This is a genomic window from Runella limosa DSM 17973 (assembly GCF_000482465.1).
In the GTDB taxonomy this organism is placed as follows: domain Bacteria; phylum Bacteroidota; class Bacteroidia; order Cytophagales; family Spirosomataceae; genus Runella; species Runella limosa.
In genome coordinates this window covers 21,448-34,336 of sequence record NZ_KI519430.1, presented here as the reverse complement: position 1 = coordinate 34,336, position 12,889 = coordinate 21,448, and the positions used below count along the sequence as shown (strand labels likewise).

Annotated in this window: 7 protein-coding genes and 1 riboswitch; of the genes, 3 read left to right on the top strand and 4 right to left on the bottom strand. The window is 44.2% G+C overall.

What is annotated here, in order from left to right; genetic code table 11:
- Positions 1–14 precede the first annotated feature (14 nt).
- Positions 15–713, top strand: a complete 699-nt coding sequence (locus K339_RS0129870) for a hemerythrin domain-containing protein (RefSeq protein WP_028526873.1) — start codon at positions 15–17, stop codon at positions 711–713.
- 837 nt (positions 714–1,550) lie between these two features.
- Positions 1,551–2,465: a helix-turn-helix domain-containing protein gene (locus K339_RS0129865; RefSeq protein WP_028526872.1), complete on the top strand. Its 915-nt coding sequence runs from the start codon at positions 1,551–1,553 to the stop codon at positions 2,463–2,465.
- Between the two features lie 229 nt (positions 2,466–2,694).
- Here the strand turns inward: K339_RS0129865 and K339_RS36380 are convergent, their stop codons facing one another.
- Both K339_RS36380 and metE read right to left on the bottom strand, forming a co-directional pair.
- Positions 2,695–3,189 carry a PAS domain-containing protein gene (locus K339_RS36380; RefSeq protein ID WP_051398363.1) on the bottom strand — a complete coding sequence of 165 codons (495 nt, stop codon included), beginning with the start codon at positions 3,187–3,189 and terminating at the stop codon, positions 2,695–2,697.
- Positions 3,190–3,293: 104 nt separating this feature from the next.
- Positions 3,294–5,603, bottom strand: a complete 2,310-nt coding sequence (metE, locus tag K339_RS0129855; protein WP_028526871.1) for a 5-methyltetrahydropteroyltriglutamate--homocysteine S-methyltransferase — start codon at positions 5,601–5,603, stop codon at positions 3,294–3,296.
- 95 nt (positions 5,604–5,698) lie between these two features.
- Positions 5,699–5,839, bottom strand: a riboswitch (cobalamin riboswitch).
- 271 nt (positions 5,840–6,110) lie between these two features.
- Here metE and K339_RS0129850 point away from each other — a divergent pair.
- Positions 6,111–7,193, top strand: coding sequence for a Gfo/Idh/MocA family protein (locus K339_RS0129850; RefSeq protein ID WP_084332361.1), 1,083 nt, complete (start codon positions 6,111–6,113; stop codon positions 7,191–7,193).
- A gap of 4 nt (positions 7,194–7,197) precedes the next feature.
- Here K339_RS0129850 and K339_RS0129845 read toward each other — a convergent pair whose 3' ends face one another.
- Together K339_RS0129845 and K339_RS0129840 are read right to left on the bottom strand one after the other, a co-directional pair.
- Positions 7,198–9,783, bottom strand: coding sequence for a glycoside hydrolase family 95 protein (locus K339_RS0129845; protein ID WP_037302283.1), 2,586 nt, complete (start codon positions 9,781–9,783; stop codon positions 7,198–7,200).
- Between the two features lie 17 nt (positions 9,784–9,800).
- The gene (locus tag K339_RS0129840) at positions 9,801–12,710 is read right to left on the bottom strand and encodes a PVC-type heme-binding CxxCH protein (RefSeq protein ID WP_028526868.1); all 2,910 of its coding nucleotides are present in this window, start codon (positions 12,708–12,710) and stop codon (positions 9,801–9,803) included.
- Positions 12,711–12,889: the final 179 nt, after the last annotated feature.

Sequence of the window (12,889 nt, the reverse complement as noted above, 5' to 3'; positions counted from 1 at the left end):
CCAAATGAAATAGTATGGCTGCACTACATGATTTTATTGATACCGACAAAACCTACCAATTGGTTGTTGAAAGGTTCGGTGATTCTTTGCCGCAAGACAAAGAACAAAAAGCAGGAAGCAAAGTAATCGACATGAACCCTGAGCTTATCGAGCTCATCTTAGATTTATATAATAACGAAGAAGACTTCCCTTTTGAAAAAATGCAGAAGTTCTCAATTGGAGAAATTCTGGCCTATTTACAAGCGACTCACCGTTATTATCTTACCAAAAAACTTCCCGAAATTGAGCAGTCGTTGGTGCATATTTTTAGCAAATATGGGCAAAGCCATCAGCTCTTGGCGAGTTTGGCGTATTTTTTCAATGACTACAAGACCCATTTGATTGAGCACATTCGGATGGAGGAGAAAGAGCTGTTTCCTTATATTCAGAAACTCATTGAGGTTTCAAAACAACCCGCCGAACTTCGGACTTCAGCCGAAAAATCGAACTTTAGTATTCAACAATTTATTGATTCTCACTCGCCCATCGAAGATGAATTACAGGAAGTAAGTCAGTTGATTCGGCGTTATTCGGGCGAAGAATCAGTGCCTTTGCCGTATAAAATTTTCTTGAACCAAGTGGAGCTGTTTGAATTGGAACTTCGTAAACATGCCATCATCGAAGACCATGTTTTGGTGCCAATGGCGCTGGAGTTAGAGCAGCAATTGAATTGAGCCAACTTTTCGGAATACTTCCTCTTTTTAAATGTTTTACCTAAAAGACAAATAGTAGTTAAAGTATTTGATCAAAAGTTTTTGAGGAATTCAAAGCCGCCTCGGTAGAGGCGCAACATTTGTAGTATTTGATTAAAAGTTTTTGAGGAATTCAAAGTAGCCTCGGTAGAGGCGCAACATTTGTAGTATTTGATCAAAAGTTTTTGAGGAATCCAAAGCCGCCTCGGTAGAGGCGAAACATTTGTAGTATTTGATTAAAAGTTTTTGAGGAATTCAAAGCCGCCTCGGTAGAGGCGCAACATTTGTAGTAGTAGTAGGGATTTTTTAATTTTTGCTTCGAAGAAGCATAACAACGCAAGAAGTTATGCTTCTCCGAAGCAAAAGGATTCGAACTTGATTGACGGCTCTCTACTACAAAGGTTACGCTTCTCCGAAGCAGTATAAACTAATAATACCCTAAAACACATACAACTACTTAAATTGTACAATTTCCCATCGGAACAAACCTGACAAACTCTAAGAATGCTATATTTTTTAGGTAATCGGAGAAATAAAAAAAGGTTAATGTGCTGATTGTTAAGATTTTAGTGTATTAGTCATTTCACTCAAACCAATTATTTTGAAACTATCTCTACTATTATTGTTTTGAGTGTGTGATATTAATTTTTAACCGATAAGCCTTTTGGGGCGTTTCTTATAAAGGTAGATTCTTTTATTGTTACTAACTTGTAAAGTTTTTAAATGAATTAATTAATATAAAATATAAATAAATTTTATTGATTAATTATTTGTGTTACTTTTGAAAAATAATTAATATTTTAAAATAGCTTTGTTTTTATGAATTTTGGCGAAAAAGTAAAGTATCTTCGTGAGTATCTAAATCTCAAGCGCCCTGCTTTTGCTAAAATGATTGATGTCTCTCTCGATACCGTTCAACGGGTGGAGCACCAAAATCCAGAACACAAAAATGAGTATTTACTGTCCGAAATCGTACGTGTCTTCCCTGATGTTGAATCCTTTTTCGCAGGTCAATCCGCAGAGCTTCCCGACAACTTGCTCCGTTCTGTCGCCCTTAATAGGCCACTATCCCCCTCGCTCGCTGATGGAGAAAGGTTAAGAGTCTTTCTTTCTCGAAAAGGGATAATGCAAAAAGAACTTGCCGAAAAACTGGGACTCTCGGCTGCTCAGGTTAATCACTACCTAAAGACTGAAAATTTAAGAAGTGACATAAAACGCAAAATTGCAGATGCACTCAACTTTCCAGAAATATTAATTTTTCCTCAATCAATAGTTAATTCTTCTTCTAGTTCTACTGATATAATTGCTTTACCCATCTTTTCTGCTATTGATCGCAGCAGTCTAACTTACCAGACATTAATTGATACTTTAGAGAATTTTAGTTCAGGATTTTCGAAACCTTATCTTATGGACAAGGAAGCAATAGGAACAAATGAATTAAAGAAGGCATTTATTATCGAAGCCACGCACCTCGATAGTATGCAACCAATTCTTCCTGCTTCAGCTCTTGCTCTTGCTGTTTTGTTGCATCCAGACCAATACGACACACTTACCAATGATTTTGTTCTGATTTCGTTCAATATAAAAAATATCATGATTCGGAAAATTGCGGCCAATAACCTTCGGACTGCTAATTCGCTCCAACTTTCAACTCTAGATGGGGGCACTATCACTGTCCGTCGCTCTGATATAAATTTTATATGTGTTTTGAAGAAAGCGATTATAGATTTATAACATTTAAGTAGGTGATTGAAATTATATTGCATTATTTTCCGTTTGGCCGAAAATCTAGGGCTTTGGCGGATTGTCCTCGCTTTTTGTGTTTCCTCCCGAGAGGAGAATAATGCAAAATTCCCTCTCAAGAGGAGCACAACTTTAGCCGCGGCGCGTGAGAAATACTATAAACTATATTATGAGCAAGTACTTATTGGGCAATACTGTTTTAAAAACTTTGGTTTCGGAATTACTCAACTTCTTTTTCAATCGCAATAAAATGCGTCAAAAAACCGTCGGTATTGTGGATGGGAAGAATGCGGATTTCACACCAATACGTTTCTCCGTTTTTGCGATAGTTGAGAAGTTTTGTTTCCACTTGTGCGTTGGCCGATAGCTTTTCGCGAACCGACTGGAGTGATTTTTTGCTTGTTTCTTCCCCTTGTAAAAAAGTAGGTTTTCTTCCAATTACTTCTGCGCACGCATAGCCTGTCAACTTCTCGAAATGCTGACTCGTCCAAATAATTTCTTTGGATAAGTTGGTGATTACCAAGGTGTAATTTCGTACAAGCAGCGATTTGGTGTCAAGCGTCCAATCCCACTGAAATTGTGCAGCTAATTGCTGTACGCATTTGATGTCCTCTGTAGTTTGGATTCGTTTTTGTAAACTTGGGTGCGCAATGTCCCAACAGAAAAGGGGCGCATTTCTTTCAGCGGAATTTTTGGAAGGAGGAGTAGTAAACATAATTTATACAATTTGTTTTACTACCAAATGTGAACGCCAAATGTTTCAGCCTTCAACAATTTGGTAGTAAATTTTGTCGAATTAGGGCATTGCACCTTTCATTTTTAAACCGTTTCTAGCACAGATAGACGTACTTGCGCAGCTGCCTGAACCATGTTTTTTAGGGCTAATTCCGTTTCAGGCCAACGTCGCGTTTTTAAACCACAGTCGGGATTGACCCAAAGGTGGTCAGCGGGGAGAACGGCCAATGCTTTTTCTAACAACTGCACCATTTCATCGACGCTTGGCACGCGGGGGCTGTGGATGTCATAAACGCCAGGGCCAATGTCGTTGGGATAGTTGAAGGTATGAAATGCGTCCAGCAACTCCATTTGTGAGCGGGAAGTTTCAATCGTAATAACGTCCGCATCCATTTCTGCAATGGATGCTATGATGTCATTAAACTCTGAATAACACATGTGCGTATGGATTTGGGTCTGGTCAGCCACTGCTGATGACGCCACTCGAAAGGCTTTCACGGAATTGTCCAGATACGCTTGTCGGTCGCTTTTTCTTAACGGAAGCCCTTCACGCAGCGCAGCTTCGTCGATTTGGATGATTCGGATACCCGCTTTTTCCAAATCCAATACTTCATCACGAATCGCCAAAGCGAGTTGGAACATAGTCTCGCTTCGGGCTTGGTCGTCCCGCACAAACGACCATTGTAAAATTGTAATTGGCCCCGTCAACATCCCTTTCACGGGTTTTGAGGTCAGCGATTGGGCATAGGTAGCCCATCGTACGGTCATGGGTTGTGGGCGTTCGATGTCGCCATAGATAATTGGCGGTTTCACGCAACGCGAACCGTAGCTTTGCACCCAACCATTCTGCGTAAAAGCATACCCTTCCAACAGTTCGCCGAAATACTCCACCATGTCGTTTCGCTCAAATTCGCCGTGTACCAGTACATCTAAACCTATTTCTTCTTGCCATTTTATGGCATCTTTTGTGTGGTTTTCGATGATTTCCTCGTAGTGTTGCGGCGAAATCTCGCCGTTTTTATAGCGAGCACGAAGCTGACGAATGGCGTCTGTTTGTGGAAACGAACCAATCGTCGTTGTGGGGAACGCGGGCAGTTGTAGCAATGCTTTTTGAAGGGGTTGACGGGTTGAGAAGGGGCTTTTACGGTGGGTATCGTCCTCGTTGATTGCATCAACGCGTTGTTTTACGTGCAGTTTGTGAATCAATTGAGACGTACGCCGACTTTCAATCGCGGCTTTATTTTTCGCCCATTTTTCGTCGCCTCCTTGGGTAGCAATAAGGTGTAAATCGTTGATTTCTTGAAGCTTTTGTTTGGCAAAAGCCATCCATTGCTTTACCTCCGAGGGAAGTCTGGTTTCGTCTTTCTCCAACTCTAAATCGCAGGGGGTGTGCAACAACGAGCAAGAGGGTGCAATCATCACCCTTGCTTCTCCTAACTTATCAATGGCTTTTTGGATGAAAGTGAGAGAACGGGTATAGTCGTTTTTCCAAACGTTGCGGCCGTCAACTATACCAAGTGACAACGACATCGGTTCGCGAATGGCTGTTAATAGGTTGTCAAATTGACTGGAGAAACGTACCAAATCAACGTGTAGCGTACAAACTGGCAGCAGAGAAGCTACCAACAAGTTGTCGCGCAAGCCGTCAAAATACGTGGCCAGCATGATTTTGAGTTGGGGAAAACGGGTACGAATCGTTCCATAGGCCGTTCGGAGGGCGTCTTTTTCTTTGTAGGTCAAATCAAGGGCAAGGCAGGGCTCATCGAATTGAATCCACACGGCTCCTTGTTGGGTCAACCGCTCAATGATGTCGTAATAGACTGAAAGTAAGCGAGGCAAAAGGTCTAAGCGGTGAAAATCGGCTTCTTTTTCTTTGCCCAAAAGCAAGTAAGAAACAGGGCCTAAAAGCACGGGTTTGGTCAAAACTCCTGCCGATTTGGCTTCGTCAAACTCATTGAAAACTTTGTCCGAAGAAAGGCTAAAAGTTTGATTTTTGGTAAACTCAGGCACTAAATAATGGTAGTTGGTATCGTACCATTTGGTCATTTCAAGCGCTTTAATGTCAAGCCCATCTTTTTGATAACCCCGAGCCATGGCAAAATAGACGTCGAGGGAATTGTTTTGAGGATTGGCATTTAAGATTTCTTGGTAGCGAGCAGGAATCGCGCCTACTGTTAGGCTGAGGTCAAGCACATGGTCGTACAAAGAAAAATCGTTGGAAGGAATGAGGTCAATGCCTGCTTGTTGTTGAAGCTGCCAGTTGTGGAGGCGGATTTGACGGCCTGTTTCTAACAGTTCGTTTTGTGAGATTTTGCCCGCCCAGTAGGCTTCACAGGCTTTTTTTAGCTCGCGGCGACTGCCAATGCGAGGATACCCAAGGTTGTTTTTGAGCATTAGAGTAAAAGGAGTTGAATGAAACAAAAAAGTTGAAAAACTTATTTGCTCTTTCCTTACCCACTGCCTGACGTCGGCTTCGACTCGTGAAAGCCTCCGTCAATTCGTTTTTGGCAAGTGTCTCGACTCATCGCTTTGGGCGATTTACGGTTGCACGTCAGTTCGTGAGTTACACACGATTCCTTTTTAATTCAGCAAAAACAAACTCCGCTGAAACCAAAAACGGCAATTGATTGAAAGAACTTCTGCAAAGGTATAGGGAGAATAAAATGAAAACATATAAAGTTTATTTTTATGTAAAAAATAACAAAAAATGGTTAAATATACGTTAATAAATAGATTATAAGTTTAATATAATAAAAATAACAGATAAAATATCTTTGTAAAAATATAGTATTTGTTGCTCAAAAATTACTGTGCCTCAACAGCCCATTTTGAAGAAATGATGGTATGTAAGAATGAATGATGTACTTTTACAGTTAAAACCATTTCCTTTCATTACTACCTATGTCAACATCCCCCAAACCAGTGCGCGTCCTTGTCGTTGGATGCGGTAACATGGGCGCCTCTCACGCCACAGCCTATCATAATTTTGAAGGTTTCGAAATTTGTGGTATTGTCTCAACAGGAAAAAGTAAAGAAGTTCTAAACGAAAAACTAGGGGGCGGCTACGCGTTGTATTCCGATTATGCAGAAGCGCTTCAAGCGACTCAACCCGACGCGGTTTGTATCTCAACCTACCCCGACACGCACGAAGCGTTTGCCATTATGGCCTTTGAGCACGGCTGTCACGTATTTATTGAAAAACCCGTCGCCGATACCGTTGAAGGAGCAAAACGCGTGGTAGAAGCAGCCGTGAAAGCCAATAAAAAATTGGTGGTAGGGTATATTTTACGTCATCATCCGTCGTGGGAAAAGTTTGTAGAATTGGCGCAAACGCTTGGTAAGCCGTTGGTAATGAGGATGAATCTCAACCAGCAAAGCCACGGCTATATGTGGGACGTACACCGCAATTTGATGAAAAGCCTTAGCCCAATCGTGGACTGCGGCGTGCATTACATCGACGTTATGTGCCAAATGACCCGTTCAAAACCAGTGTGGGTATCGGCCATTGGCGCTCGTTTGACCGAAGATATTCCTGCGGGAAATTACAATTACGGACAACTCCAAATTCGTTTTGAAGATGGTTCAGTAGGCTGGTACGAAGCAGGCTGGGGCCCGATGATGAGCGAAACGGCATTTTTTGTAAAAGACGTTGTAGGCCCTAAAGGTTGCGTGTCGATTGTGGCAAAAGATGCAGGTGGAGCGGGTAAATCGGACAACGTGGACGCACACACCAAAACGGAGTCGTTGCGCTATCACCATGCCGATATTGACGAAAACAACGCATTTACAAAACCTGATGAATGGATTAACCTAACCGACGAGCCAGACCACCAAGAGCTTTGCAACCGCGAACAAGCCTATTTCTTAAAAGCGATTACCGAAGATGTGGACTTGACTGACCACATGGCCGATGCTGTAAACAGCCTTCAAATTGCTTTTGCGTGCGACGAATCAGTTCGTACGGGCGAAGTCGTTCGTTTGTAATAAGTTACTTTAGCAAATATTGTTTCTTTTTTTCTGTTTCAAAGTCCAGCACAAATCCCTGATTAACAGGTGTTATGTTGGACTTTGTTGCGTTTTGCATGGTGGGTTTCCCCGCGTCAATAAAACTAAAAAGAGGGTTGGGATTGACCCCCGTTTGTGACTGGGCATTCGTATTCTGAACGCTCATTTTTTCGTTTGTTCGCACTCGGCAATGTCCGCCGTGTTTTGAATGAATCACTGCTTTGGTGAGTTTGCCCTGTGCCCACTCCATGTCTATTTCAAACCCTCCGCGTGCTTTGAGTCCTTTTACTTTGCCTGTGTGCCACGCTTGGGGCAAGGCAGGCAGTAAATGAATTTCGCCCGCGTGGCTTTGCACGAGCATTTCGGCAATACCCGCCGTTGCTCCAAAATTTCCATCAATCTGAAACGGCGGATGCGCACAAAAGAGGTTGGGGTAAGTGCCTCCACCTTGCATGTGCGTTGTGTAAGTTTTTATCAGTTGAAAGAGGTTAGAAAGGAGTTTTAGGGCGTGGTCGCCGTCGTTGAGCCTTGCCCAAACATTCACTTTCCAGCCCATCGACCAGCCTGTGGCCAGATCGCCACGGCGTTCCATCACTCGCTTCACGGCGGCGGCGAGTTCGGGCGTAGTTTGGAGGTTGATCTGATTGCTAGGATGGATGGCATACAGGTGCGAAAAGTGGCGATGTTGGACATCCCCGTCTTCAAAATCCTCTTGCCACTCTTGCAGTTGCCCATATTTCCCGATTTGGTAAGGCAGTAATTTTGATAAATTTTTCTGCACACTTTGGGTAAAGGCGTCATTGATACCTAAAGTTTGGCACGCTTCCACGTATCGCGCCATAGATTCGCGCACAATGGCCATGTCCATGGTAGGGCCAGGGCTAAAGGTCGCTTGTTTTTTATCTTCATAAATAAAGTTTTGCTCGGGCGAGTGTCCCACGGGCGTTACCAAAAAGCCATTTTCGTTTTTTACTAACCAGCCTTGGTAAAATTGAACCGCCCCTTTGAGCAACGGAAATACTTCATTTTTCAAAAATGCCCTGTCGCCGTTAAATAAGTATTTTTCCCAAAAATGACTTGTAAGCCAGCCTGCCGCCATCGGCCAAAAAGAGCAATTGCAGTTGTCAATCGGTTCGCTGTGGCGCCATATATCCATGTTGTGGTGCGCCACCCAGCCTTCGTTGCCGTACATATTTCGGGCAGTTTCTTGGCCATTAATAGCCAGTTCTTTGATGGCTTTCAAAAAAGGTTCTTGACATTCCGACAGGTTTGTCAATTCGGCAGGCCAATAGTTCATTTGGGCATTGATGTTGATGGTATAACCGCCATTCCAGGGCGGCACCATGAGGTCGTTCCAAATACCTTGTAAATTGAGCGGCTGCCCGCCTGGGCGCGAGCCTGCAATCATCAAATAACGGCCGTATTGAAAGTAAAGTGCTGAAAATGAAGGGTCTTTGCCATTTGAAAAAAGAGAAACCCGTTGGTCGGTGGTCAATTGAGATTGTTCGGTTTCGGCAGCCAGTTGAATATCAACGCGGTCGAAGAGGGTTTTGTAATCGGTCAAGTGGGTTTTACACAAGTCCTGAAAACTTTTGTTTTCAACGGCTTTCAAGTATTGATTTACCTTTTTTTTAGGGTCAACGCCCTCGTAAGCAGGGCTTTTGTCAAAACCGTTATAACTCGTTGCGGCGGTCAAAATCACAATGACTTCAGTAGCATCGGTGACTTTTATTTTGTCCTTTTCAGCCTTCACAACGCCGCCTTGATTCCGAATTTTTACGCGGGTTTCAAATGACATTCCCAATCCCTCTATTTTGTCATTGTACAGCATATTTTCAACCTCGGGTTTACGCTGGCCATTTTTTTCGTAGAGTTCGGGGTATTTATGCTGGTCACCGAGTTTTTCTACCAACTCAAAACTACGCCTTAGTCCAAATCCTGGCACTTGGGCTTGCATGGACAAGGTATTGCTTTGGGCCAAATAAGTCGCCGTAGGGGTATGTGGGGTTGAGAAATGAAAGGTTGCGTTTATTTTTCCACCTCCCTCTGCGGTCATTTTTAGGACAATGATGTGGTCGGGATAGCTCGCAAAATACGTTCTTTTGTAAGTCGTATTCCCCACTTTGTACTGCGTGGTAGCAGTAGCCGAAGATATGTCCAAACTGCGTTTATAATCAGCAATGGCCGCATTTTGGTGATTGACTTCTACCCACAAATCGCCCATTGGTTGGTACAATTGGTGGTTTCTGCCCAGCCACTCTTTGGCAATGAGCGCTTGGGCTTCTTGGTACTTTTTGGCTTGCAACAAATCGCTCACTTGTTTGAAATCTTTCCGAACGTTGATGTTCTTAAAACTACCTTTTGGGTCTCCCGTATATAAAGTGCCTTCGTTGAGTTGGAGGTGTTCTTTCAAGGGGTCTCCAAAAACCATCGCTCCCATGAAACCATTGCCCAGAGGCAGGGCTTCTGACCATTCGGAGGCGGGTTTGTCGTACCATAATGTGTGCGAAGTAGTTTGAGCAATAGCCCTCCAAGACAAAATGAGAAATACGCTTGCAATAAATTTCATTTGATGAGTTTTAGCTTTTAATCCAATTTCAATAGATACCCCGCCAAATCCGACAAGTCTTTTTCTTTTAGTCCTAAAGAAGAAGGTTCGGGCATCAAGCTATTTTTTAACTGCTGCCGCGAGGCAATTTGTGAGGCTTTGAGGTTATGGGTTTGTCCTGCTACATCTTTCAAAATCACCGTAGCACCATCCCCCACCACAAAACCATAGTAGGTGTTTTTGTCTTTCGTTTGGATAATCCAAGGTTCGTAGCCAAAAGCCATGCTGGCACTTGGATTAATGATGGCGTCTAGTAGCCCTTCTTTGTCAAACTTCTTCCCGATCAAGGTCAAATTAGGGCCAATTTCTTTGCCGTCTTGCTGAAAACGGTGACAAGAATTGCAGTGGGTTTGGAAAATTTGTTTACCCTTGGCAAGGTCGGTGGGGAAACTTGCGGCCAAGCTGACCGAAAGTCCTTTTCCACTCGGACGCGAAAAATAATCGCCTGCCATCATCCGAATACTGCGGTCGGGGTTGTTGAAAATGGTTTGGGCAATAAGCGGACGTAATTCTTTCGGAATTTTGTTTTCGCTGGCAGCCGCGAGCAGCAGTTGTCCCCCAAATACATCTCCAGCAAGCGTTTTGGCCGCTTCTTCGCGTTTCGCGATGGGTGCATTGGCGTCCGTCATGACGTCTTTCCAAGCCAACATTTGTTTTTGGGCGGGACTGAGCTGCGTTGCGGTTGCCTCTTGCCAATCAAGCAAAGATTGCCAATCGTTGGTTTTACGGAAATTGACCCAATAAAAAGCCTGTTCGGCGACATCTTTTAATTTACTTTTTGTTAAATCAAGCATGGCAAGCGCGGCCGATTTGTCTTTTATAAACGCAATGGCCGTAATGGCTCTTTTGCGCTCGTCGGCAGCGAGGGTGGGAGAGGACGCTCGCGTTTTTAAATCAGTCAATGCTGCCTTTGGATGAAGTCGCCAAGCCATCCAAGCCTGTTGGGGAGTCCAATTAACGGCATTTTGAGGCCATTGAGGACGGACTTTCTGGAAATAATTCTCTTCTTTTCCGTCCAAAGCCGTTCCTAAAGCTTCTAAATAATAACGGTCATTTCCATCAAAAGCAGCTTCGAGCGGAGAAACCAAACTTGCCATAGCAGCGTAAGGTACATCCCGCAACGAAATAGCGATTTCGCGGTGTAGTGGGAGGGAATTTACTTTGAGCACTTTTTGACACAAAGCCACTTGTTGTTCTATTTCTTGTGGCGAACTTGCGGGTGAAATATCGTGCTTCAACGCTCGAAATGCCGCAGTTTGAAGCCGAGTGTCAGTACTTTGAAGCAGAAGTTGTTCTACCTCGGTTTTTCCAGTTGCTCCCAATTGAGCCAACAACCACACAGCGCGTGCTTGGACAAACGGATTGGGGTCCGTCAATAAGGTTTTGACGGTAGGAATTACTTTTTCGCCTTGGGCTTGTAGTGCCACAAAACCTAGGTTTCTGACATTGATAGCGGGGTTTTTAAGGGCTTCGATTTGTCCTTTGACCGAGCTGAGGTCGATGGTAGGTGTACTTAGCTTTTTGCCTTTGGGCGTGATTCTGTAAATTCTTCCGTACCCTTTTTTGTCGTGCATTTGGTGTCCGCCAACTACAGGGTCGTACCAATCGGCGACGTAAATAGCGCCGTCGGGGCCTGTCGCTGCATCGCTGGGGCGGAACCACTTACGTTTGTCTTTGCCCGTTTCGTGCCAAATATAATGCTCTTCGACTTTGGGAAAGCTACTGATAAAATCGACCCGTTTGGAAAAATCAAAACCTGCTCCTTTGGCTTTGGGCCAGTACGCCCATACAACGTTACGCCCTGCCTCGCAGCTGAGAACAGTACCTCGGTATTTTTCACCCAAGGCATCGCCTTCATAGACGAGCATTCCCGTGGGAGAGCCTGCACCCGTATTGTCACCTGCCAAAAGTACGCCTGGGTCTTCTTGGTGCCAATGGGTCGTGAACATATCTTGGTCGGGTCGGCGGTCGGCTTGCCAAGTCCGCGTTCCGTCGGCGCTAAAGTAGCCCGCGTTCGATCCTTCCATTACCCAGCTGGTGCGGCAGGTGACCACTTGGTCGTCGTTGTCGTTTTGCCAATAATCGCCGTAGCTGTCGATGGCTATTTCGTAACTGTTTCTAAAATTATGCGCCATCACTTTCAGGCCTGTTCCGTCGGCGTTCATCCTTAGGGACAGGCCACCTACCCAAATACGGCCATCGTCACTTCTTTGATTGCCCTGATTTTCTTTGTTATAGGGCGTTCCTCCTGTATAAATACTCCCTGACCGCAGCGTCCAACCACTTTTGTCTTTGACGTGGTGAGGCCCCGCGTTGCCCGTGTTAAAATGCCACCTTCCGTCGGGGCCTGCCGTGAGTGAATGCAGCGAATGGTCGTGGTCGAGGCCGCCAAAACCTGTCAAAAAAATCTCTTTTTTGTCGGGTTTATCATCACCATTTTCGTCGGTGTAAATAATAATATTCGGAGCACAGCTTACCACCACTTTGTTGCCAATGACCCCAATGCCCAGCGGCGCTACTAAGTCTTTATCTTGGACAAACACCTTCGATTTGTCAGCCTTCCCATCTCCGTCGGTATCTTCCAAAATCATGACTCGGTCGCCTTCGTTGAAGGTAAGCTTTTGGTCAGGTTTATTGTTAAAATTGCGGTAGTTGACGGCTTCGGTAAGCCAAACCCTCCCTTTGGCGTCGATGTCCATGTTGGTAGGATTATACAGCATGGGCGCTTCAGCCCAAAGCGTGGCCTCTAGGTCGTCGGGAACAAAGACAAGATTAGAATCAGCAGCGGTTTCTGCGCGGTATTCATTTTGGAGCGTGTCCGTTCCTGTGAAAGAAAAAACCGAAACAAAACCCAATAATAGTATGAGTTTTATTGCTGTATTTTGCATTGTTGGTTGGGGTTTGGCTTTAGTAGAAATGTTTCAAATCGTATGATTTCTAAAGCAGAATCGTGGCCTAAAATACTTAAAACTTATTATAAAGAGTGGTACCGTGTTGTGCTGTCAGATTCTCAAATCTGGCAGAAGAGGTTTCACAAAACCTCGTTTTCAAGGGTTTTGAGAAACCC